At 37.7% G+C, this 25104-nt stretch carries 21 protein-coding genes and 1 pseudogene; 3 read left to right on the top strand and 19 right to left on the bottom strand.

What is annotated here, in order from left to right; all coding sequences use genetic code 11:
* Nucleotides 1-45: 45 nt before the first annotated feature.
* From CAO17_RS01145 to CAO17_RS01135, 3 genes are all read right to left on the bottom strand, one after another.
* Nucleotides 46-1266: an ISL3 family transposase gene (locus tag CAO17_RS01145; RefSeq protein WP_085991018.1), complete on the bottom strand. Its 1221-nt coding sequence runs from the start codon at nucleotides 1264-1266 to the stop codon at nucleotides 46-48.
* Nucleotides 1267-1433: 167 nt separating this feature from the next.
* Nucleotides 1434-2894 (bottom strand): CoA-acylating methylmalonate-semialdehyde dehydrogenase, encoded by a 1461-nt coding sequence (locus tag CAO17_RS01140; RefSeq protein WP_085991017.1) that lies wholly within the window; start codon nucleotides 2892-2894, stop codon nucleotides 1434-1436.
* A gap of 63 nt (nucleotides 2895-2957) precedes the next feature.
* The gene (locus tag CAO17_RS01135) at nucleotides 2958-4316 is read right to left on the bottom strand and encodes an aspartate aminotransferase family protein (protein ID WP_085991014.1); all 1359 of its coding nucleotides are present in this window, start codon (nucleotides 4314-4316) and stop codon (nucleotides 2958-2960) included.
* Nucleotides 4317-4531: 215 nt separating this feature from the next.
* Between CAO17_RS01135 and CAO17_RS01130 the strand changes: the two genes are divergently transcribed.
* Complete coding sequence (locus CAO17_RS01130) at nucleotides 4532-5827, top strand: PucR family transcriptional regulator (RefSeq protein ID WP_085991016.1); 1296 nt, start codon at nucleotides 4532-4534, stop codon at nucleotides 5825-5827.
* Here the strand turns inward: CAO17_RS01130 and mmsA are convergent.
* Nucleotides 5771-6955: pseudogene (gene mmsA, locus CAO17_RS01125) on the bottom strand (CoA-acylating methylmalonate-semialdehyde dehydrogenase); the annotation flags it as partial. The gene CAO17_RS01130 and the pseudogene mmsA sit on opposite strands and share 57 nt — an antisense overlap.
* Before the next feature lie 63 nt (nucleotides 6956-7018).
* Entirely contained in the window at nucleotides 7019-8377 is a 1359-nt protein-coding gene (locus CAO17_RS01120; RefSeq protein WP_085991014.1) for an aspartate aminotransferase family protein, read from the bottom strand.
* 215 nt (nucleotides 8378-8592) lie between these two features.
* On the opposite strand from CAO17_RS01120, the gene CAO17_RS01115 reads away from it, so the two are divergent.
* Nucleotides 8593-10212 carry a PucR family transcriptional regulator gene (locus CAO17_RS01115; protein ID WP_085991013.1) on the top strand — a complete coding sequence of 540 codons (1620 nt, stop codon included), beginning with the start codon at nucleotides 8593-8595 and terminating at the stop codon, nucleotides 10210-10212.
* 180 nt (nucleotides 10213-10392) lie between these two features.
* Here the strand turns inward: CAO17_RS01115 and CAO17_RS01110 are convergent, their stop codons facing one another.
* Both CAO17_RS01110 and CAO17_RS01105 read right to left on the bottom strand, forming a co-directional pair.
* Entirely contained in the window at nucleotides 10393-11040 is a 648-nt protein-coding gene (locus tag CAO17_RS01110; protein ID WP_085991011.1) for a DUF6198 family protein, read from the bottom strand.
* A 227-nt stretch (nucleotides 11041-11267) separates the two neighbouring features.
* On the bottom strand, nucleotides 11268-12017 hold the full coding sequence (locus CAO17_RS01105; protein ID WP_085991010.1) for an SDR family NAD(P)-dependent oxidoreductase: 750 nt from the start codon (nucleotides 12015-12017) through the stop codon (nucleotides 11268-11270).
* Between the two features lie 145 nt (nucleotides 12018-12162).
* Between CAO17_RS01105 and CAO17_RS01100 the strand changes: the two genes are divergently transcribed.
* A complete protein-coding gene (locus tag CAO17_RS01100) occupies nucleotides 12163-13218 on the top strand; it encodes a PucR family transcriptional regulator (RefSeq protein WP_179151855.1) in 1056 nt (351 codons plus the stop codon).
* 180 nt (nucleotides 13219-13398) lie between these two features.
* On the opposite strand, the gene CAO17_RS01095 is transcribed toward CAO17_RS01100, so the two are convergent.
* From CAO17_RS01095 to CAO17_RS01040, 12 genes are all read right to left on the bottom strand, one after another.
* The gene (locus tag CAO17_RS01095) at nucleotides 13399-14046 is read right to left on the bottom strand and encodes a DUF6198 family protein (RefSeq protein WP_085991011.1); all 648 of its coding nucleotides are present in this window, start codon (nucleotides 14044-14046) and stop codon (nucleotides 13399-13401) included.
* Between the two features lie 227 nt (nucleotides 14047-14273).
* Nucleotides 14274-15023 carry an SDR family NAD(P)-dependent oxidoreductase gene (locus CAO17_RS01090; protein WP_085991010.1) on the bottom strand — a complete coding sequence of 250 codons (750 nt, stop codon included), beginning with the start codon at nucleotides 15021-15023 and terminating at the stop codon, nucleotides 14274-14276.
* 345 nt (nucleotides 15024-15368) lie between these two features.
* Entirely contained in the window at nucleotides 15369-16841 is a 1473-nt protein-coding gene (locus CAO17_RS01085; RefSeq protein WP_085991009.1) for an alanine/glycine:cation symporter family protein, read from the bottom strand.
* Nucleotides 16842-16996: 155 nt separating this feature from the next.
* Nucleotides 16997-17689, bottom strand: a complete 693-nt coding sequence (locus tag CAO17_RS01080) for an SDR family oxidoreductase (RefSeq protein ID WP_085991008.1) — start codon at nucleotides 17687-17689, stop codon at nucleotides 16997-16999.
* A gap of 53 nt (nucleotides 17690-17742) precedes the next feature.
* Nucleotides 17743-19224, bottom strand: coding sequence for an alanine/glycine:cation symporter family protein (locus CAO17_RS01075; protein WP_085991007.1), 1482 nt, complete (start codon nucleotides 19222-19224; stop codon nucleotides 17743-17745).
* A gap of 264 nt (nucleotides 19225-19488) precedes the next feature.
* Nucleotides 19489-20091 (bottom strand): short chain dehydrogenase, encoded by a 603-nt coding sequence (locus tag CAO17_RS01070; protein WP_085991006.1) that lies wholly within the window; start codon nucleotides 20089-20091, stop codon nucleotides 19489-19491.
* 67 nt (nucleotides 20092-20158) lie between these two features.
* Entirely contained in the window at nucleotides 20159-21397 is a 1239-nt protein-coding gene (locus CAO17_RS01065; RefSeq protein ID WP_342744171.1) for an NAD(P)/FAD-dependent oxidoreductase, read from the bottom strand.
* Nucleotides 21394-21711 carry a (2Fe-2S)-binding protein gene (locus CAO17_RS01060; protein ID WP_085991005.1) on the bottom strand — a complete coding sequence of 106 codons (318 nt, stop codon included), beginning with the start codon at nucleotides 21709-21711 and terminating at the stop codon, nucleotides 21394-21396. Before CAO17_RS01060 ends, CAO17_RS01065 begins: the two co-directional genes overlap by 4 nt.
* The gene (locus CAO17_RS01055) at nucleotides 21695-21976 is read right to left on the bottom strand and encodes a (2Fe-2S)-binding protein (RefSeq protein ID WP_085991004.1); all 282 of its coding nucleotides are present in this window, start codon (nucleotides 21974-21976) and stop codon (nucleotides 21695-21697) included. Before CAO17_RS01055 ends, CAO17_RS01060 begins: the two co-directional genes overlap by 17 nt.
* Before the next feature lie 18 nt (nucleotides 21977-21994).
* On the bottom strand, nucleotides 21995-22789 hold the full coding sequence (locus tag CAO17_RS01050) for an aspartate/glutamate racemase family protein (RefSeq protein WP_085991003.1): 795 nt from the start codon (nucleotides 22787-22789) through the stop codon (nucleotides 21995-21997).
* A gap of 149 nt (nucleotides 22790-22938) precedes the next feature.
* A complete protein-coding gene (gene dapA / locus CAO17_RS01045; RefSeq protein ID WP_085991002.1) occupies nucleotides 22939-23859 on the bottom strand; it encodes a 4-hydroxy-tetrahydrodipicolinate synthase in 921 nt (306 codons plus the stop codon).
* Between the two features lie 42 nt (nucleotides 23860-23901).
* Nucleotides 23902-25089 (bottom strand): NAD(P)/FAD-dependent oxidoreductase, encoded by a 1188-nt coding sequence (locus CAO17_RS01040; protein WP_085991001.1) that lies wholly within the window; start codon nucleotides 25087-25089, stop codon nucleotides 23902-23904.
* Between the last annotated feature and the right edge of the window lie 15 nt (nucleotides 25090-25104).

Genomic DNA, 25104 nt, shown 5'->3' with positions numbered 1-25104 from the left:
GGTTCTAAGTCAAATGTTGGGGTGGGGCTATTAGCTCCTACCCCTTTAACCTATTGAATTGGCTACGGATTTAAATTGATGGTGTAATAATACCCTTAATCTCAATCGATCATATCTCTTGAATCCAAAGGCATTTCTCTTGATAACCTTTGTTTGATTATTCAATCCTTCAATAAACCCATTACTATACCCAAAGGCAAAGCTGTTCAATATTTCAGGTTGCCAATTTTGTAGCGTCTGTATCGCTTTTTCAAATTCCTCTAAACCCGCATCTTTTACTTGCGTATAAAACTGATACAGCCCTTCTTTAACCTCTTTCATATTATCTTTTCCTATTTTCTTTGCTTCTTCAAACCAAGTTCGATAAGATTCTTTTAACCCATAAGCTGTTCTCAAATCTTCTGATAACCCTAAATATCTTTCTAAGTACCAATGTTGTTTTGCGCTAAGGGCTTCATAATGCTTATAAAATACATGCTTCATTCGCTTGCACTTTTTACGATCATAAGGGTGGAATTCTTTTTGAACTCGTCTTCGCACACGTTCGAGTGCCCAATAAATATAACGACAGAAATGAAATCGATCCGCTATAATAATAGGATTCCCCAATGCTTGTTGAACAGCTGATTTAAAGCTATGACTCATATCCATAATGACTATTTCTACTTTTTCTCCCTTTTCCTGTAGATACTTTTTCACCGTTTTTACGGACCGATCAGGAAGAATATCCAAAGGCTCACCTGTCTCACCATTACCGATAATGGTTTGATATTTACCTTTATTTGTATCGCCCTTATATTCATCGATCGCTATTACCCGTGGCAGAGCTTTAACCTCACGTAATTTACCAGCTGATACGTTATCAAAACGTCGCATAGCTGTATTGGATGACGTATGAAATTGGGCAGCAGTATCCTTGAAATTCTTCCCCTTTATCACTCGAAAACCTAACGCCTGATTCCATTCCACCGTATGTCGCTGATAACGATAGACAATATTATTGTTTTCTACAAACCTCTTTCCACACTCACACCTATAACGACGCTTACGATAAAAAATATAGGTTCTACGTTCAAACAATTTTAAATGCTGAATTTTTTGCACTCGATAATCATGAATACGCTCTGTTATCTCCCCACAAGAAGGGCATTTATGAGGTTTTTTTGGCAACTGAACATGAATATGAAAGGATCCCTCTATCTCCTCTGTTTTCGTTATTTTCATTTCTTCTAATCCAGGTAATTTCATGTTAAAATACATATACACGCAACTCCTATCCACTTGTTTCTCGTCAATTCAAGTTTAAAGGATATAGGAGCTTGCGTGTTTTTTTATGCTTAAATTTTATTAAAACCCCAACATATATTTTAGAGCCGATTTTTTATCTTCATTCTACTCTCCTATCAGGCAATAGGATTTAATTTTATCTTTGTTTATACCCATTTCGTTGTAATTACTTTTTGACGCGTATAGAAGTTAAGTCCATCTTTTCCATTGGCATGTAAATCACCATAGAAGGAATCCTTCCAGCCAGAGAATGGGAAGAATGCCATTGGAGCTGGAACCCCAATATTAACTCCTAGCATACCTGCATCAATGGTTTCACGGAACTGACGAACACTACCACCATCTCTTGTGAAAATACAAGAACCATTTGCAAAACGAGATTGGTTCGTCACATCGATTGCTTCTCCTAAATCTTTCACACGAACAATGGATAATACCGGTGCAAAGATTTCATCTTGCCAAATTTTCATTTCTGTTGATACATTGTCAAAAATAGTTGGTCCAACAAAATAGCCTTCTTGTTTCGCCGCTTCATCCTTACGACCATCACGAACAAGTTTTGCTCCTTCTTTCTCACCTTGTTCAATATAGCCTAATGTACGTTCTTTGTGGTTATCACGGATAACTGGTCCAAGGAATACCCCTTCATCTAATCCATTTCCAATTTCAATGTCATCCGCTTTTTGTTTCAATTGAGCAATAAATTCATCTGCAACAGATTCTTCCACCGCTACAACAGATGCAGCCATACAACGTTCCCCAGCAGAACCAAATGCCGCATTCAAAATTTGTGTAGAAGCATTGTCTAGATTTGCATCACCTAATACGATAGAGTGGTTTTTCGCACCAGCTAATGCTTGCACACGTTTCAAGTTTTCTGTTCCACGCTTGTACACATATTCTGCAACAGGCTGTGAACCAACAAAAGAAATCGCTGCCACTTTCTTATGATCCAATAGTCCATTTACCACATCATGTGCCCCATGAACAATATTAAATACACCCTTAGGAAGTCCTGCTTCTTCTAGTAACTCTGCCAAACGATTAGCAAGTAATGGGGTACGCTCAGATGGCTTCAGTACAAAAGTATTTCCTGTTACAATGGCCATCGGGAACATCCAGCAAGGTACCATCATTGGGAAGTTAAATGGTGTAATTCCACCAATGACACCGATTGGATAACGATAGACACCAGATTCTAATTCCGTTGCAATCGATGGAAGCTGTTCCCCCATCATTAACGATGGTGCACCAGCAGCAAATTCCACATTTTCAATACCTCGTAGAACTTCACCATGTGCTTCTTTAAAGTTTTTTCCATTTTCAATAGTTATTAATCTAGCAAGTTCATCCCAGTTATCTACTAGCAATTGTTGATATTTAAATAGAATTCTAGCACGTTTCGGTACAGGTGTTTCTTTCCAAGTTTCAAAAGCCTTTGCAGCAATTTGAACCGCATGATCTAAATCTTCCTGCGCTGAAATAGGCACCTCTGCAATGACTTCACCTGTTGCCGGATTGTAAACGGCTTCTGTTTTATCTGATTTTGCTTCTACCCATTCTCCACCAATATAGTTTTTTAAGGTTTCAACAGTTGTTTGTGTCATTTCAATTCCTCCTAGCAATTTAATCTTATTAAGTCTCTTGTATCTATCTTGATTAGATAAGCTTTATGCCTCATTTTCTTTAAAAACTTTTCTTGAAACTGCAATGATAAAATCAATATCTTCATCTGTAGAAGATAATGGTGGGCTAAGTGTTAGAATATTATTATGACCTGCAACGGTATCTCCGTTTTTACCAATAATGAGTCCATTCTCTTTACAAGCCGCAATTATTTTTCCAACTCTTTCTTTAGACCCTGGTTGCTTGGTTCCTTTATCTTCTACCATTTCTATTCCTACAAGTAAGCCAAGTCCGCGTATATCACCAACACTAGCATAGCTTTTCAGTTCATCTAATCCATTTAAAAGGCGATTGCCTAATTCTACAGATCGCTCGTATAAATTTTCTCTTTCCATGATTTCAATATTTTTCAATGCCAAGGCACAAGCAGCCGGATTTCCTCCAAAGGTGTTAACATGACGAAAATGGCTATTATCTTCACTGTTCTTAAATGATTCGTAAATATCCTTTCGAACTGCCGTTACAGATAATGGTAGATAGGCACTTGTTAGACCTTTTGCCATCGTAATGATATCTGGTTTTATATTAAAATGTTTGTGACCGAAAGATTTACCCGTTCTTCCAAATCCACAAATTACCTCGTCAATGATTAGTAGAACACCATGACGTTTACAAATTTTTTCTACTTCTTCTACATAAACAGGATCAGGAATGAGAATACCGCCACCAGTAATTAATGGTTCCATAATAACTGCAGCAATCGTTTCCTTTTGTTCCCAAATAATGGTTTCTTCAATCTCTCTCGCTTTCTGTAAATTATATTCTTCTATAGAAACGCCCTCCGGTTTCCGATAATTATCTGGTGGGGCAACATGTAAGAATCCAGAAGAAAGAGGTTCATACTTATATTTTCTTAATGCTTGCCCTGTAGCAGATAGTGCTCCCATGGAACTTCCATGATAAGAACGATAGCGGGATAGAATTTTATAACGATTGGCTTCACCATTTTGCTGATGATATTGACGAGCTATCTTAAATGCTACTTCATTCGCATCGGAACCACTGTTGGAGTAAAAAATCATATAGTCATCATCAAGCATTTCATTTAATTTTTCCGCTAACTCAATTGCTGGAAGATGGCTTTGCGTCATCGGTGTATAAGCCATTTTTTTGATTTGTTCATAGGCAGCCTGCGCTAGCTCCTCCCGACCATAACCAACATTGACACACCATAACCCAGACATCCCGTCTAAGTACCTGTTTCCATTATGATCGGTAATCCAAGAACCTTCCCCATCATCCACAATCATTGGTGGATTTTTTTCACTATAAGGTGAAATATGATGCCATACATTTTGCCTGTCTTTTTCAACTAGCGATGGCTGTTTTACTAACGTTTCCATTCCTAACCTCTCCTTCCATTAGCTATTGCTTTTAACAAAATGTCCATTATGTAACTTTTGATGCTCATCTCTCTTGCAGTAAGAGCCCTGCCTAATTAGGTTTGACAGAACCTTTTCTCTATTACATAATTTATTGTATAGGGTTTCACAGAAGAAAGCATTTTACATAGTGTGAAATGAAACCCCTTTCAATTTAACATATCGGAGGCCATACTATGGAACGCTGGAAAGTAACGATAAAAGAGGTATTAGACAGAGATATATTTCAACACGGAAAATTAATTGCTGGTAAGGGAGGAACATATCGAGAAGTTAAGTGGGCACATATTCTGGAGATGGAGGCGTTTGAATCATTTATAAATGGCGGGGAATTAATTCTTACCACGGGGTCGAACATTCAATTTGATTCACCTGCTGGAATACCAAAGATGAAAAAACTAATCGAGAAAGATGTTGCAGGAATTTGTATCGAACTCGGATTACATGTACCCCACATATCTCCTGCCATTATAGAATTTGCTGATCAACATGATTTTCCCATCATCGCATTTGAACGAGTTATTAGATTTGTAGATATCACCCAAGATCTACACACCATTCTGATTAACCGTCATCATCAAATGCTTCACAAGCTCCATCTCCTATCTAATCATTTTAATGAATTATCTTTAGAACCAAATGGGATTTTAAAAATACTAAAAGAATTACATTATCACTTTAGTGCTAACGTATTCGTTTTGACAGATGACGCCAAAACAACGGTCTACTATCCCCCTAAAATGAAAAATCATACAGAGTCTATGCATTCCCTTATCTATCGTTCCATGAATGTAAACTCGTACAAGGAGCATGTATTAGACAACGAATATTACACCGTCTTCCCGATTAAAGGACTTGGTCACACCTGGGGAAATCTTTGCTTACAAAAGAGGTCAGATGAATTAGATGAATTTTCACTTTCGCTTATAGACCGCGCTGCATTAGCCATCGCACAAATCATGCTGCGAAATAGGACAATAGAAGAAAGAAAGCAAAACCAAGAAGAAGAAATCGTTCAAAAATTACTTTATACTGAGGAATACAACTCTTCTACAGCCCTTAAAATACTCCCACCACCCGCGAAAAACCTTTATTATAGATTAGTTCTTATTGACACGAACGCCAATCATTTAGGCACAGGGGAGGAAGATTGGGAAGAAATAAAGCTACAGCAATCTATGATGTTACGATCCATATTTAAGAGACATGGTTTTTTTCCTGCCATGTCTGTGACTAAAGATAAAATTGCAATCATAGCTCCTTTTTATAAAGATGGCCATGGCAAAAAGGAAAATGATAATTTTACTCAGGTGACGAACGCTATTAATCAGATTCAAGAGAAAAACATTTTGGATGGACAAGACCTTCGTATAGGTATCAGTCACCTTCAAAAGGATTATTCCTATATAGCCCGCAGCTATAAGGAAGCAAATGACGTANATTTCATCTTGCCAAATTTTCATTTCTGTTGATACATTGTCAAAAATAGTTGGTCCAACAAAATAGCCTTCTTGTTTCGCCGCTTCATCCTTACGACCATCACGAACAAGTTTTGCTCCTTCTTTCTCACCTTGTTCAATATAGCCTAATGTACGTTCTTTGTGGTTATCACGGATAACTGGTCCAAGGAATACCCCTTCATCTAATCCATTTCCAATTTCAATGTCATCCGCTTTTTGTTTCAATTGAGCAATAAATTCATCTGCAACAGATTCTTCCACCGCTACAACAGATGCAGCCATACAACGTTCCCCAGCAGAACCAAATGCCGCATTCAAAATTTGTGTAGAAGCATTGTCTAGATTTGCATCACCTAATACGATAGAGTGGTTTTTCGCACCAGCTAATGCTTGCACACGTTTCAAGTTTTCTGTTCCACGCTTGTACACATATTCTGCAACAGGCTGTGAACCAACAAAAGAAATCGCTGCCACTTTCTTATGATCCAATAGTCCATTTACCACATCATGTGCCCCATGAACAATATTAAATACACCCTTAGGAAGTCCTGCTTCTTCTAGTAACTCTGCCAAACGATTAGCAAGTAATGGGGTACGCTCAGATGGCTTCAGTACAAAAGTATTTCCTGTTACAATGGCCATCGGGAACATCCAGCAAGGTACCATCATTGGGAAGTTAAATGGTGTAATTCCACCAATGACACCGATTGGATAACGATAGACACCAGATTCTAATTCCGTTGCAATCGATGGAAGCTGTTCCCCCATCATTAACGATGGTGCACCAGCAGCAAATTCCACATTTTCAATACCTCGTAGAACTTCACCATGTGCTTCTTTAAAGTTTTTTCCATTTTCAATAGTTATTAATCTAGCAAGTTCATCCCAGTTATCTACTAGCAATTGTTGATATTTAAATAGAATTCTAGCACGTTTCGGTACAGGTGTTTCTTTCCAAGTTTCAAAAGCCTTTGCAGCAATTTGAACCGCATGATCTAAATCTTCCTGCGCTGAAATAGGCACCTCTGCAATGACTTCACCTGTTGCCGGATTGTAAACGGCTTCTGTTTTATCTGATTTTGCTTCTACCCATTCTCCACCAATATAGTTTTTTAAGGTTTCAACAGTTGTTTGTGTCATTTCAATTCCTCCTAGCAATTTAATCTTATTAAGTCTCTTGTATCTATCTTGATTAGATAAGCTTTATGCCTCATTTTCTTTAAAAACTTTTCTTGAAACTGCAATGATAAAATCAATATCTTCATCTGTAGAAGATAATGGTGGGCTAAGTGTTAGAATATTATTATGACCTGCAACGGTATCTCCGTTTTTACCAATAATGAGTCCATTCTCTTTACAAGCCGCAATTATTTTTCCAACTCTTTCTTTAGACCCTGGTTGCTTGGTTCCTTTATCTTCTACCATTTCTATTCCTACAAGTAAGCCAAGTCCGCGTATATCACCAACACTAGCATAGCTTTTCAGTTCATCTAATCCATTTAAAAGGCGATTGCCTAATTCTACAGATCGCTCGTATAAATTTTCTCTTTCCATGATTTCAATATTTTTCAATGCCAAGGCACAAGCAGCCGGATTTCCTCCAAAGGTGTTAACATGACGAAAATGGCTATTATCTTCACTGTTCTTAAATGATTCGTAAATATCCTTTCGAACTGCCGTTACAGATAATGGTAGATAGGCACTTGTTAGACCTTTTGCCATCGTAATGATATCTGGTTTTATATTAAAATGTTTGTGACCGAAAGATTTACCCGTTCTTCCAAATCCACAAATTACCTCGTCAATGATTAGTAGAACACCATGACGTTTACAAATTTTTTCTACTTCTTCTACATAAACAGGATCAGGAATGAGAATACCGCCACCAGTAATTAATGGTTCCATAATAACTGCAGCAATCGTTTCCTTTTGTTCCCAAATAATGGTTTCTTCAATCTCTCTCGCTTTCTGTAAATTATATTCTTCTATAGAAACGCCCTCCGGTTTCCGATAATTATCTGGTGGGGCAACATGTAAGAATCCAGAAGAAAGAGGTTCATACTTATATTTTCTTAATGCTTGCCCTGTAGCAGATAGTGCTCCCATGGAACTTCCATGATAAGAACGATAGCGGGATAGAATTTTATAACGATTGGCTTCACCATTTTGCTGATGATATTGACGAGCTATCTTAAATGCTACTTCATTCGCATCGGAACCACTGTTGGAGTAAAAAATCATATAGTCATCATCAAGCATTTCATTTAATTTTTCCGCTAACTCAATTGCTGGAAGATGGCTTTGCGTCATCGGTGTATAAGCCATTTTTTTGATTTGTTCATAGGCAGCCTGCGCTAGCTCCTCCCGACCATAACCAACATTGACACACCATAACCCAGACATCCCGTCTAAGTACCTGTTTCCATTATGATCGGTAATCCAAGAACCTTCCCCATCATCCACAATCATTGGTGGATTTTTTTCACTATAAGGTGAAATATGATGCCATACATTTTGCCTGTCTTTTTCAACTAGCGATGGCTGTTTTACTAACGTTTCCATTCCTAACCTCTCCTTCCATTAGCTATTGCTTTTAACAAAATGTCCATTATGTAACTTTTGATGCTCATCTCTCTTGCAGTAAGAGCCCTGCCTAATTAGGTTTGACAGAACCTTTTCTCTATTACATAATTTATTGTATAGGGTTTCACAGAAGAAAGCATTTTACATAGTGTGAAATGAAACCCCTTTCAATTTAACATATCGGAGGCCATACTATGGAACGCTGGAAAGTAACGATAAAAGAGGTATTAGACAGAGATATATTTCAACACGGAAAATTAATTGCTGGTAAGGGAGGAACATATCGAGAAGTTAAGTGGGCACATATTCTGGAGATGGAGGCGTTTGAATCATTTATAAATGGCGGGGAATTAATTCTTACCACGGGGTCGAACATTCAATTTGATTCACCTGCTGGAATACCAAAGATGAAAAAACTAATCGAGAAAGATGTTGCAGGAATTTGTATCGAACTCGGATTACATGTACCCCACATATCTCCTGCCATTATAGAATTTGCTGATCAACATGATTTTCCCATCATCGCATTTGAACGAGTTATTAGATTTGTAGATATCACCCAAGATCTACACACCATTCTGATTAACCGTCATCATCAAATGCTTCACAAGCTCCATCTCCTATCTAATCATTTTAATGAATTATCTTTAGAACCAAATGGGATTTTAAAAATACTAAAAGAATTACATTATCACTTTAGTGCTAACGTATTCGTTTTGACAGATGACGCCAAAACAACGGTCTACTATCCCCCTAAAATGAAAAATCATACAGAGTCTATGCATTCCCTTATCTATCGTTCCATGAATGTAAACTCGTACAAGGAGCATGTATTAGACAACGAATATTACACCGTCTTCCCGATTAAAGGACTTGGTCACACCTGGGGAAATCTTTGCTTACAAAAGAGGTCAGATGAATTAGATGAATTTTCACTTTCGCTTATAGACCGCGCTGCATTAGCCATCGCACAAATCATGCTGCGAAATAGGACAATAGAAGAAAGAAAGCAAAACCAAGAAGAAGAAATCGTTCAAAAATTACTTTATACTGAGGAATACAACTCTTCTACAGCCCTTAAAATACTCCCACCACCCGCGAAAAACCTTTATTATAGATTAGTTCTTATTGACACGAACGCCAATCATTTAGGCACAGGGGAGGAAGATTGGGAAGAAATAAAGCTACAGCAATCTATGATGTTACGATCCATATTTAAGAGACATGGTTTTTTTCCTGCCATGTCTGTGACTAAAGATAAAATTGCAATCATAGCTCCTTTTTATAAAGATGGCCATGGCAAAAAGGAAAATGATAATTTTACTCAGGTGACGAACGCTATTAATCAGATTCAAGAGAAAAACATTTTGGATGGACAAGACCTTCGTATAGGTATCAGTCACCTTCAAAAGGATTATTCCTATATAGCCCGCAGCTATAAGGAAGCAAATGACGTACTCTTTATACAAAAATCAAATATTTTGGATGCCTTATTTTACGAAGATATTGGAGTATACCGTTTGTTAATTTCCATACATGACCATGGAGAATTAGAGTCCTATGTGTGGGATCATTTAGGGGCATTAATAGAATTTGATCAAAAGATGAATGGAAATTTACTGATGACTCTATCTGTTTATCTTGAAACGATGGGTTCCAAAAAGGAAACAGCTAAACGCCTTTTTATTGTCCGACAGACCTTGTATCATCGCTTAGCTAAAATTGAAGAGCTACTTGGGAAAGAGTTTATGGAACCCATTAATCGGCAGGCTATTGAACTAGCTATAAGTGCATACCGTCTGATTGAATATTAATCTAAAAGAGAAGGATAACTGCTTGCAGTTGTTTAATTTAGTAGAGGAATTACGGAAGTCCGTGATTCCTTATTTTGTATTTCACATTTACAATACACCTACAAACCACTCATAGCAAAAGAATATCGTAGTAACTTCTTTCATTATGGATATCACTGCGAATCATTACACTGAATTAACTTATGCGGAATGCATTTCCTTCTTGGAATTATTAGAAATCACAATCCAACGATTATATTGATCGATTAGAAGGCCAATCCCAATCATAAATAAGAACGTGCCTAGGCCAAGACCTAATACATGGTGTCGATAGAGAATAATAAGTAGACTAATGGTCAACGGAATGGCCGTACATACGATGTTTCCTAATGTATAATTCTTCATTAGCTTACCGAACGCTTTCAATAAATAGTCAGCAGGTAAGTGGATGGAGCCCGATTGAAAATAAATACTTAAAGCGATTGCAATAAGATTAAGCCCTATGAATAAGTACAACAGACGAACCCCTATTTCCCCCGGTACATACACTTGGTGTTGGATATACAAAAACAGATCAATTAAAATTCCAAACACAAAAGCAAGAGCTATACTTTTAATAATTATTCCTAAGGTGAATTTTACTTTCATTAAATAACTAAGTACAAACGAAAATAGGTTCAACATAATAATGCAAACACCAACGGATAGTGGTAATATATACGCAAGATTTTCACCCGCAGATGCCCAGGGAGCGCTTCCTAGGTTAGCAATTATCATAAAGCTATTTCCTAAAGCATTTAACGTAATAGAACAAACAAACCATAATGAATTTACAGAGAGAACTTTCATTTTTACCTCCAGTTCTAGTATGTAAGAATATAGTTAATAGCAATCTCCGGTAAATTGCAAATCTCAAATAAAGAAGAGGGGAGCTTATCCGTAAAATTCTCAGATAAAATCACGCTCCCCCCTCTCCATGAATTAAATACCACACCCATAATTATGTGAATTTTACTTTATAAAGAACAATTATGAGTAATATTATGTTATCAATCTATAATTTTCTTGGGATTTACCTATTTAACGGAATAACCACCATCAACAAAAATTTGTGTTCCTGTAATAAACGATGATTCATCAGATGCTAAAAAGATGGCAGCACCTACAACATCCTTTGGCTTTCCAATACGGTTTAACAAGGTGAGTTCCGACTCTCTAGCTAAAACCTCTTCATCTTCTAAACGACCTCGAGTTAAGTTTGTATGAATCGTACCTGGAGCAATCCCATTTACTCTAATATTATGTTCACCTAAGTCCATTGCCATATGTCTCGTCATACTTGCAACAGCCCCTTTGGATCCGCCATACTCTACGGCATTGGGTTCAGCTATAACGGAAGTAGTCGATGAAGTATGGATAATGGTCCCGCTTCCTTTTTCAACCATAAATCTAGCAGCTTCTTGGCTACAAAGAAAAACACCTTTTGCATTCACATCCATCACCTTATCATAATCGGATTCAGTGAGTTCGAGAAAAGGCTTTCTAATAGTAATTCCCGCATTTGCTACTAATATATCAATTTTTGAAAATACGCTAACCGTACGATCCATTAATTGTTTAACAGATACAGCATTGGATACATCCACTTCTTCCACTATATAATGCTCTTCAGGAAATGCTGTTTCCTCCGCGATTTGCTTTGCTACTTCAACGTTCATGTCTGCAAAAACAACTTTTGCTCCTTCCTCAAGAAACCCTTTAGCTATTGCCGCACCATTTCCTGATCCAGCCCCTGTTACTACAGCTACTTTATCTTTCAATCGCATAATAAAAAGTCCCCTCTCCCCTAATTTTTTGGGCTATTTAAGTTCATTCGTATTTTTATAGACTTTTGGTTTATCAGCGTTCCTTATGATTTATCGGCTTTCCACTGGGTTTATCGGCATTCACCTAGGNTACTATCCCCCTAAAATGAAAAATCATACAGAGTCTATGCATTCCCTTATCTATCGTTCCATGAATGTAAACTCGTACAAGGAGCATGTATTAGACAACGAATATTACACCGTCTTCCCGATTAAAGGACTTGGTCACACCTGGGGAAATCTTTGCTTACAAAAGAGGTCAGATGAATTAGATGAATTTTCACTTTCGCTTATAGACCGCGCTGCATTAGCCATCGCACAAATCATGCTGCGAAATAGGACAATAGAAGAAAGAAAGCAAAACCAAGAAGAAGAAATCGTTCAAAAATTACTTTATACTGAGGAATACAACTCTTCTACAGCCCTTAAAATACTCCCACCACCCGCGAAAAACCTTTATTATAGATTAGTTCTTATTGACACGAACGCCAATCATTTAGGCACAGGGGAGGAAGATTGGGAAGAAATAAAGCTACAGCAATCTATGATGTTACGATCCATATTTAAGAGACATGGTTTTTTTCCTGCCATGTCTGTGACTAAAGATAAAATTGCAATCATAGCTCCTTTTTATAAAGATGGCCATGGCAAAAAGGAAAATGATAATTTTACTCAGGTGACGAACGCTATTAATCAGATTCAAGAGAAAAACATTTTGGATGGACAAGACCTTCGTATAGGTATCAGTCACCTTCAAAAGGATTATTCCTATATAGCCCGCAGCTATAAGGAAGCAAATGACGTACTCTTTATACAAAAATCAAATATTTTGGATGCCTTATTTTACGAAGATATTGGAGTATACCGTTTGTTAATTTCCATACATGACCATGGAGAATTAGAGTCCTATGTGTGGGATCATTTAGGGGCATTAATAGAATTTGATCAAAAGATGAATGGAAATTTACTGATGACTCTATCTGTTTATCTTGAAACGATGGGTTCCAAAAAGGAAACAGCTAAACGCCTTTTTATTGTCCGACAGACCTTGTATCATCGCTTAGCTAAAATTGAAGAGCTACTTGGGAAAGAGTTTATGGAACCCATTAATCGGCAGGCTATTGAACTAGCTATAAGTGCATACCGTCTGATTGAATATTAATCTAAAAGAGAAGGATAACTGCTTGCAGTTGTTTAATTTAGTAGAGGAATTACGGAAGTCCGTGATTCCTTATTTTGTATTTCACATTTACAATACACCTACAAACCACTCATAGCAAAAGAATATCGTAGTAACTTCTTTCATTATGGATATCACTGCGAATCATTACACTGAATTAACTTATGCGGAATGCATTTCCTTCTTGGAATTATTAGAAATCACAATCCAACGATTATATTGATCGATTAGAAGGCCAATCCCAATCATAAATAAGAACGTGCCTAGGCCAAGACCTAATACATGGTGTCGATAGAGAATAATAAGTAGACTAATGGTCAACGGAATGGCCGTACATACGATGTTTCCTAATGTATAATTCTTCATTAGCTTACCGAACGCTTTCAATAAATAGTCAGCAGGTAAGTGGATGGAGCCCGATTGAAAATAAATACTTAAAGCGATTGCAATAAGATTAAGCCCTATGAATAAGTACAACAGACGAACCCCTATTTCCCCCGGTACATACACTTGGTGTTGGATATACAAAAACAGATCAATTAAAATTCCAAACACAAAAGCAAGAGCTATACTTTTAATAATTATTCCTAAGGTGAATTTTACTTTCATTAAATAACTAAGTACAAACGAAAATAGGTTCAACATAATAATGCAAACACCAACGGATAGTGGTAATATATACGCAAGATTTTCACCCGCAGATGCCCAGGGAGCGCTTCCTAGGTTAGCAATTATCATAAAGCTATTTCCTAAAGCATTTAACGTAATAGAACAAACAAACCATAATGAATTTACAGAGAGAACTTTCATTTTTACCTCCAGTTCTAGTATGTAAGAATATAGTTAATAGCAATCTCCGGTAAATTGCAAATCTCAAATAAAGAAGAGGGGAGCTTATCCGTAAAATTCTCAGATAAAATCACGCTCCCCCCTCTCCATGAATTAAATACCACACCCATAATTATGTGAATTTTACTTTATAAAGAACAATTATGAGTAATATTATGTTATCAATCTATAATTTTCTTGGGATTTACCTATTTAACGGAATAACCACCATCAACAAAAATTTGTGTTCCTGTAATAAACGATGATTCATCAGATGCTAAAAAGATGGCAGCACCTACAACATCCTTTGGCTTTCCAATACGGTTTAACAAGGTGAGTTCCGACTCTCTAGCTAAAACCTCTTCATCTTCTAAACGACCTCGAGTTAAGTTTGTATGAATCGTACCTGGAGCAATCCCATTTACTCTAATATTATGTTCACCTAAGTCCATTGCCATATGTCTCGTCATACTTGCAACAGCCCCTTTGGATCCGCCATACTCTACGGCATTGGGTTCAGCTATAACGGAAGTAGTCGATGAAGTATGGATAATGGTCCCGCTTCCTTTTTCAACCATAAATCTAGCAGCTTCTTGGCTACAAAGAAAAACACCTTTTGCATTCACATCCATCACCTTATCATAATCGGATTCAGTGAGTTCGAGAAAAGGCTTTCTAATAGTAATTCCCGCATTTGCTACTAATATATCAATTTTTGAAAATACGCTAACCGTACGATCCATTAATTGTTTAACAGATACAGCATTGGATACATCCACTTCTTCCACTATATAATGCTCTTCAGGAAATGCTGTTTCCTCCGCGATTTGCTTTGCTACTTCAACGTTCATGTCTGCAAAAACAACTTTTGCTCCTTCCTCAAGAAACCCTTTAGCTATTGCCGCACCATTTCCTGATCCAGCCCCTGTTACTACAGCTACTTTATCTTTCAATCGCATAATAAAAAGTCCCCTCTCCCCTAATTTTTTGGGCTATTTAAGTTCATTCGTATTTTTATAGACTTTTGGTTTATCAGCGTTCCTTATGATTTATCGGCTTTCCACTGGGTTTATCGGCATTCACCTAGGTTTATCGGCATTCTCCTGGGTTTATCGGCATTCCACTGGGTTTATCGGCATTCCACTGGGTTTATCGGCATTCCACTGGGTTTATCGGCATTACCCTGGATTTATCGGCATTCCACTGGGTTTATCGGCATTCCACTGGGTTTATCGGCATTCCCCTGGATTTATCGGCAATCCATACGTTTTATCAGCATTCTACCCTGTGCTTTTCTAACATAGTTACTGTACCTTCCTTTTCGAAAACTCACCCTTATTCTTCGTCTGCCCTTCCCAAAAGTCTGCATTTTTAATATGAAGTTTAACAGGGTCAAATTCTGGGTCAATGCCCGCTTTTCTTTGTTCTCGATAATCTTTTAGCGCTTTCAACGCCGGTTTTCTAAGAAGAATGATAGCAAATATGTTTAAATATGCCATACTTCCTAATCCAATATCACCTAGAGCCCAGGCTGTACTTGTAGCAACAATCGAACCTGTGAAAACAAAAACCAGAACTAAAGCCTTTAATATATTCCCTACCCAAAGTCTATTTATTTTTTTACCACGAACTAGATAAGCCAAAGATGTTTCTGATTTGTAGTAATAAGACATCATGGTTGTAAAACAAAAGAACAGTAAAGCAATAGCTAAAAATGGATAACCAAAACCTGAAATTACCTGATCAACTGCTAACTGAACATTTGTTGCCCCAGCTACTACTCCAGGGACATTGGTAACAACAACTTCTCCACCACTGGGATGAACATTAAACATTCCGGTTATCAAAACCATGAATGCGGTTGCAGAACAAATTATCCAAGTATCGATATATACTGCAAAAGCTTGTACAAACCCTTGTTTGGCAGGATGAGATACTTCAGCTGCAGCACCTTCATAGGTTTCCCCACCCGATCCAGCGGCATTGGAGAAAAACCCTCGTTGAACCCCCCAAGCTATAGCAGAACCAACTAACCCTCCAAAAGTGGAGTTTATTCCAAAAGCACTAGAAATTATTAACTCAAAAATCTCTGGTATAACAGAGAAGTTAGCGATTAGTACAATCGCACATACTACCAAATACCCAACAGCCATAAATGGAACAGCCACTTCTGCTGTTTTTGCAATTCTTTTCGTTCCACCAAAAATTATTAATGCTAAGAGGCCAACCAAAAACAATCCAACAAATACTGGCTGAATTCCAAATGCCCCTTGCATCGATACAGCGATGGTATTCGATTGAATATTCATTAAGAGAAAGCCATTTGCAACAATAGTCAAGATGGCATATGCGATGGCCAACCTTTTCATTCCTAATCCCTTTTCTATATAATAAGGAGGACCCCCGCGGTACTCACCATTTTGTTTACTTTTATATATTTGAGCCAATGTAATCTCAATAAATGAAGTGGCAGCTCCCAAAAAGGACATAACCCACATCCAAAATACAGCGCCAGGCCCCCCCAAAGCAATGGCAGTTACAACCCCTGCTATATTTCCTGTTCCAACTCGACTTCCTAAAGACATGGATATCGCTTGAAAGGAGGAAATACCACTTTCGGTTGCTTTCCTATTAAATATCAATTGAAACATATCTTTGAGATGCGTTACCTGCACAAATCTAGTTGCAATGGTAAAAATAAGCCCTACTATCAAAAACGAATAAATAAAATACTGATTCCATACTAAGCCACTGATCCAACTTACTATATCCTCCATAATCACTTCCTCCTAACATTTTGGTCAATCTCATAATTTATATTTTTGTTACTATTCCGACTTTTATGTGTATAATCCTATTCTATAAATGGAACTAATTTTTTAAAGCGCAGCCTTCGTCTATGAAATGCCATAAGATGATTGATTTAGCGGGTTCATTTGTGGTTTAAAATCGTTACATCTTTTACATACATCTTATTTTGATGTTTCGTACTATCTATAATGATATCTGCCACATCATCGGGATCCATAAACTGATCGGTGCGTTTCTCGTCCATGTCGTTTTTCCATAAGTCTGTTTTCATATTTCCCATATAAGCACAATGAATCTTTATATTGGTATTTGCTATTTCCAATGCAACGGCATCCGAGAACCCACGAACCCCAAATTTACTTGCACTATAAACACTTTCAGTAGGTTTCGCTTCTTTTCCTGATGCAGATACAATATTGATTATTTGACCACTATTTCGTTCTTTCATACCAATTAATACTTCCTGTGTGCAAAATATCGTTCCCTTTAAGTTTGTGTCTAGCATTTGAACAATCTCATCTTCATGAAGTTCTTCTAAATTCTTAAAAATTCCTACCCCTGCACTATTAACTAGACAGTCTATCGAACCGTGTTTTAATAGAATTTCTTGTATAACTTCCCTTACATTTTTTCTAGATGTCACATCTACTTCATAGATAGAATAATCCCCATTTAATTCGGAAGCTGTTTGGTTTAGCTTTTCTTTCGTTCTTCCAAGTAAACATACATGACTACCTAACATGGAATACTTTTTCGATAAAGATGCCCCGAGTCCACTACCAGCTCCAGTAATTGCAACAGTACTAAATTTCAATGAAAAAACCTCCTTTAGAGGGAAACCACACGAATCTTTCGTGTAATCTCCTTCTATATAATTTTGTGTTCTTTTTTAGACACCTCTTTATCCTGTTGCTCATATTCTTTTTCCCAAAAATCTGCACCTTCTATTCCCACCTTAGTGGGTTGGAATACTGGATCTTTCCCTTCTTTTTTCTGTGCTTCGTAATCCTTTAAAACCATTAATGCAGGCTTTGTTAAAAATAGGATTGCTATCATGTTTAACCAAGCCATTATTCCAAATCCTAGGTCACCTAACCCCCATGCCAATGATGCTGAATTAATACAGTTGTAAATTACACTAATTAATAATCCAACTTTCAAAATAGTTAGCGGCCAAGTTACTTTTTCTTTTCGGTTACGATTCAGATAAGCAAGACTTGTTTCTGCTTTATAAGAATACGTAATAAGACTTGTAAACGCGAAGAAAAAAATAGCAATAGCAATGAAAGGGGCACCAAACCCAGGTAAAACAGTTTCAACTGCTAGTTGGACGTTACTAGATCCCGCTTCTACCTTACCTATATTATTGACAATCACAGAACCATTTGGAGATTCTACATTATACATACCTGTTATTAAGATCATAAAGGCGGTTGCAGAACAGATGACAAATGTTGTTATAAAGACGGAGAATGCTTGTACTAACCCTTGTTTAGCAGGATGAGTAACCTCTGCAGCCCCACTTTCAAAGGTTTCACTACCAAATCCCGCAGCATTTGAAAAAGCACCTCGTTGTACCCCCCAAGCAATTGCTGATCCAATGAGCCCACCAAAGGTTGAATCAATACTTAAAGCACTGGAAATAATCAATGATAGAACATGAGGTATTTGTGAAAGATTGGCAATTAAGATAATGACACAAATGATGATAAAAGATATAGCCATAAAAGGTACGACAATTTCAGCTGTTTTTGCAATTCTTTTGGTGCCGCCAAAAATAACTAAACCAAGCAATACAACAAGTAAAACGCCAGTAATTGCTGGATTAATACCAAATGCACTTTCCACTGAAAGGGCAATGGTATTTACTTGAATACCTGGTACAAGAATGGTCATGGAGATCATCGTAACAATAGCGAAAAGAATAGCGTACCACTTAATATTCAGTCCCTTGCCAATGTAGTAAGGAGTTCCTCCACGATATTCTCCGTCTTGCTTGCTTTTGTATACTTGAGCAAGTACCGTTTCAACAAAAGCGGTACTAGATGAGAAAAAGCCCATCACCCACATCCAAAATACGGCACCGGGCCCACCAAGCGTAATCGCCGTAGCTACCCCTGCAATATTACCAATACCCACCCTACTTCCTATGGACATAGATAATGCCTGAAAAGAAGATACGCCTGCTTCCGAACCATTTCCAGTGAACGTTAATTTAATCATTTCCTTGAAATGTCTTATTTGAAAAAAACGCGTGACGATAGAATAAAACAATCCTACTGCTAAGATGAAATAAACCAGTGCTGAACTCCAGACAATCCCATTTAGCCAATTAATAAAATCATGCATAGGATTCCTCCTGATTATGATCAATTCTAGATTTTTTTGTATTGTTTAAATGATTTAATATTAGGAAAATATTTGTCACATTATTCCATAATAAAATCTTTAAACCATATAGATGAAGAAATTTTCTGAAATCCTAAACTCTAATCCCTTCCTAATTTAAACATAAAACCAATTCAACCCCTTTGTAATCGCTATCAAAAGTGAATTCCTAGTAACTCTTAACCCTTTAAGGAGAGTCACACCAAACATTGGTGTGATCTCTTTCTAATAAACATTGTAGCTTTGCCCTGTTTGTGCACCTAAGATACTCTTTTTAAATGCTAAAGCAACACTTTTCCCCTTAACAGGTTCAGTCCCTACAAATAATGAACCATACTTTTCTTTAGATTCTTCTAACATATTTGGACTTACACTATTAATACGGATTCCCCTTGGTAGTTCGATAGCTGCTGATTTAACAAAAGCACGAACACCACCATTTGCCATTGCTGCAGACGCTGCATTCACTAAAGGATCATCCATCAAGATACCGGTGGTTAATGTAATGCTTCCATTGTCTTCGATATAATCTAAACCTAGAAGCACTAAATTAATTTGTCCTAAAAGCTTACTATTTACTGCAACAAGATTTTGTTCTGTTGTCATTTCTGCAACTGGTCCAAAGTGTGCTGCTCCTGTTGTACTTACAAGGGCATCCATTTTACCAACCTGCTCAAACATGTTCTTGATGCTTTCTTCTGAAGTAATGTCTACCTTTACATCCGAATTATTTCGACTTGCTGTAATAATCTCTACATTATCCCCTTGCATCTCATTCACAACTGCTTTTCCTATGGTTCCTGTTGCACCCACAACTAAAACTTTCATCTCATTACCTCCAAGAATCACAATTTTTCTAGGTCAATAGTACCTAATATTTATTTTAACCTTTTATCTAAGAAACGGATACCTTAGGTTTCTCTATTTTTTCATCTATTTCAAACTGTTGATAGACTTTATCTCTTGCCTCTGGGATATTAGGTTGGAACTGGATAAGTGCTTCTGCCCTTACCTTTCTCACTTGTTCCATTGCCTTATCTATCAAGGTATCCATATCCCCTTTGTTATCCATAATCTCTGAAGCAATGGTTAGCCCTGCTACTCGGCCTTGTGCCATGGCAACCTTCGCACTTTCCACTCCAGTGATATTTCCCGCAACATAGAGATTGGGAACATTGGTCTTCATCTGCTCACTATGTATAGGAACATGTCCTCCTAGTTCCCGTACATATTTGAAAGAACAACCGGAGACTGCCGCTAATTCTGGTAATGGTGCCAATCCACCAGCGATACAAACAAAATCAACTTCTGTTGTCTTCTCCGAATTTGGAATCCTATCCCCATTGGACTTAACGTTTACCGTTTTCACGGCTGTTACCTTCTGATCACCAATAATTTCCATGGCAGCCGTTTTAATTTTAATCGGGATATCAAATATCTTAAATCCACTTTTCGGATAAAATTTAGTTGCCAAACTTGGACTGACAAATTTCGCTAGCTTCCCGGCTAGACGTAATATCGCAGAGGGCGCTAAATGGGTTAACCTCATGAGCGATTCCATCACCTTTTCAGGATTTCCGGCATCCTTTGCAAGTTCACTTGTTGGTGGAATAATAATTTCTTTCACCTTAATCCCACAAAGTCTTAATTCATTTGCAATGGCGATAGAGAGTACATTAGCTCCAATAATCACACATGAATTTCCGGGCTTCACTCGATGCACATTTCCCATCACTTGTGCTGCTCCAATGGATATGACGCCAGGAATGGTCCATCCTGGGATTGGTTGTGGAACTTCCGTTGCTCCTGTTGCTAAAAGTAATTTATTTGTCTCTACCATTCCTTTAGATGTATAAACCTTCCATCCAAAATTAGTTTGCTCTAGATCATGTACAGATGTACCGCACTCAATCCGAACCCCTAAATGGGATGCTCTTTGATGTAGTGCATCTGCTTTTTCTATTCCATTCCACCATTCACCACTTGGCTCTTGATGAAGTTGCCCTAGTAATCTGCCACCAACTTTTGTAAATTCATCGATTACTTTTACATCTAAACCATGTTCAGCAGCTGCAATCGCTGCATTTAAGCCTGCAGGACCTGCTCCAATTATAAGTAGATTCCACAACTTCATTCATCCCTTTCTCCAAAGGCCGTTAGAGAGTTGATTTCCATTCCATTAAATACAGGTGTCATACACGCACGAACGACTCTCCTGCCTCCTAATTTGACACGGCACTCAAAACAATGACCTATATTACAATAAATTCCTCGTTCCTTTCCGCTCTCTTCATGTTGACGAAGTGTATATACCCCTTCCGCCATCATGGAAGATGCGATGGTATCTCCTTCATACGCTTGAAAAGGTTTCCCATTAAAATAAATTGTAATCTGTTTACGCTCCCCTAGTTTACCTAATACAGGATGGCTATTAACCCTCATTGTCATGCGTAACACCTCCCAGCACTCCTAAAGTGACTGGTCGTACTGGTGAACGATAACTCAGCTGCACTTCATCTGTAATAGGCTTTTTATTAATCTCTTCTACAACCTGATTAATAACATTTCGACAAGTCCTACCGCCACAATATCCCATTCCTGCTCTTGTGCGCAGTTTTACTTCTCGAGGGGAACAGTTATAATGTTGTACCGTATCTTTTATGGTTCCTAGAGTTACTTCTTCACATCTGCATACAATCGTTTTCTCGTCCATTAATAAATACCCCTCCTATCAAATGAATCCCTGGTAAGGTTTCTGAGTTGTTGCCATGTGTACCCATTTAATCATCGTAATAAAGTCGAAAACAGGGAGCCCTGTTGCACGCTGAATATCCGAAGCATATGGTGGTAGATCACTACACTCTAGTAAAATAGCACCCATATTGGGATGTTCATCAACAAGTTCTAATGCAGCTTGAACGACTTCTTCTTTCAGGACCTCGTTATTAAAACTTCCTCTACTTTCAATGATAGCTGAGAATTCAGGCAAATGTCCTAAACCTTTTACATTTACATAATTGGGATTATCAATTCCACAGCTCTTAAATAAATGATCTGTAATTCCGTGAATGTCCGCCGTTAACATGCCGATGGTTTGATTAGATTTTAATCCTGCTTTGATCCAAGGCAACTGAATAACACTTGACAAGTAAACAGGGATATCTAACGCATCCGCCACCTTATCCTGAAAATTACCATAGAATCCGCATGCTGCAGAGATTGCACGTGCTCCTTCTGCTTCCAGTTGTTTTGCGGCTTTGATAATATCATCTTCTAACGTTGGGTCACCTACATGGATTCTTTCTTGCGTGCAGTTTGGCACTCTTTTTAGCCTTACAGGAAAATCATACGTACTTAGGTTGGCAACGTTACCTGGTAAGACTGGATACCAACACTCATCTAAATAAAGGATACCTACCGAATATCCTGATACATATTGACCCTTTTTCATGGTAATCATCTTGCTTTCGTTCCCGCTAGTTAAATAGCCATATTCACGTTTATTTCCCAATGCTTCTGAGCTCATGATGGCACCCCCCCATGAGGCTGGGACAAAGATAATCACTAAATCGTTCCGGAAATTTCCATTGCTAAGTTATACATTGTTCGTTTTTTATATTTAGCACTCATGCTATGCCCCAGCTTCATCCATTTAAATTTATATAAGAAAAGACATTAACTAGAAGTAACCTCTGTGTTTACGTTATATCCTAATTTTTCTAGTTCTTCTTTAAGTTTTGCTTTCATTTCGTACGTTGGTTGTGTTAAAGGTTTTCTCACTATTCCACCCTTTCTTCCAATTAAATCTAATCCTGCTTTTACTGGGCCTGGGTATGGATTACCTTCTGCCTCTACTAGACCATAAATACCAGATAATTTTTTATTTAATTCGCTCGCTGCCTTCACATCGTTCTTCTCAACGGTCAGTTCGTAAAGTTTTACTATTTCCTTAGGTAGCAGATTGACGAGAATTCCAAAGGCACCCTCTCCTCCAATAGCAAGAGTAGGAACAATAAATGGTTCTTCGCCAGTGAATACAGTAAAGTTTTCAACATCTTTGGTTATAGCCAATACTTCCGTTAGGTGACCAAAATCAGCAGATTCTTTCACACTTACAATGTTTTCTTCCTGACTTAACTCATAGATCATTTCAGGAGATAGGCAAACATTGGTTGCTGGTGGATAATTGTAAATAACAATTCCAACATTTGATTTTGCGGCTATTTCCTTGTAAAACTCAAGGATTCCTTCATCACTTGTTTGGTGATAATAAGGTGGTAGAACAAGTCCCCATGTAGCTCCATATTCCGCAGCAAAATTGGCAAGTTCGATTGTCTCCTCTGAAGTAGGGCACCCAACACCTGCCATAACAGGTACTCTTCCTGCTGCATATTCACAACCTGCTTTGATTAAACGTTTACGTTCCTCTAATGACATGACATGGTATTCTCCAGTTGTTCCTCCAACTAAAAGACCGTGGACTCCGCTTTCGACTTGAAAATCAATGACTTCCTTATATCCTTCAAAATCAATTGTTTCATCCTCATGAAATGGTGTAATTAATGGTACAAAAATTCCTTTAGGTGCTTTTGTCATTATTTATTCCTCCTATACTTTTTATCTATTTATAATCCTGACTTACGAAATAGTAGCACTAGCTTTGTAACGCGAGAATTTTAACCGATCAATGTTAAAATCCGTTTCTTCTCCTGCTATTAACTGGGTTACCATTTTTCCAGTAATAGGTGCCATACTAATCCCATCACCTTCGTGCCCGCTAGCAATATAAAAACCAGGAACTTCCTCTACTTCAGACACAATCGGCAAATGATCGATGACCCATGGCCTTACACCTGCATATGCACGTATACAACCTACATCCTTTAATACTGGAAGAAAACGCGTGGCTCGTTCCGCGATTCCTCTTATCACTTCGTTTTCCGACCTTACGTTATACCCCTTAAAAGCACGGTGACCTCCTACTAAATAGTTGTCAGCTTCTGTCGGTTCTATCGTAAAGGCAATATTATGATCTTCTACTAGTTTGCTAACGTTTCTCTGATAATTAATATCTTCAAACTTAGAAAGCATGTAACCAAACTCATGAACCTTTTGATGGACTATCCGATCCGTCTTTTCCGTCACAAGAATCATTCCTTTTCTTGGACGAATTGGGATATCAATTCCCACCATGTCACCGATATGACTTGCCCAGACACCGGCACAATTTACAATTTGTTCGGTTCGGATGGTTTCCTTATCGGTAATTACCGTTTCAACACGTCCGTCCACTCCTCTACCAATCTCTCTAACTTCGTGATTGGTAAACACCTTTAGACCATACTTCTTAGCTTCTTCCACAAAGGCAAAACAAACTAAGTAAGGATTCATGGTTGAGTCCACTTCTGTCCAAATACCACCAACTAAGTCTTTCGCTAATTTCGGTTCTATCTCGAGGAGTTCCTTGTTATCAACGATTTGTAAATCATACCCATCCTTACGTTGGTTATCAGCATATTCTCTAGCAATCTCAAGCTCTAGGTCTGTTTCACATACATACAAACTACCTCTTGAGGAAAATTCAAAGTCAAAAGATAATTCCTTGGCTAATTCTTTATACATTTGAATACTTCTAAATCCTATATCCGTATCGATACCAGGTTTTTTATCACTAATAAGTGCAACGGCATCACAACGACTTGAGGTTCCATTTGCAATATCTCCCTTTTCCACCAGTGCAACGTTATATCCAGCTTTCGATAAATGATAAGAAACACTGGAACCGATGATACCAGCACCAATTACTACAACATCAAAGTGTGCCATGCTCTCCCCCCTTTC

The organism is Oceanobacillus senegalensis (assembly GCF_900176885.1).
In the GTDB taxonomy this organism is placed as follows: Bacteria; Bacillota; Bacilli; order Bacillales; family Amphibacillaceae; genus Oceanobacillus; species Oceanobacillus senegalensis.
Note: the sequence above shows the minus strand (reverse complement) of the source record. Positions and strands in the feature narration are given on the sequence as shown.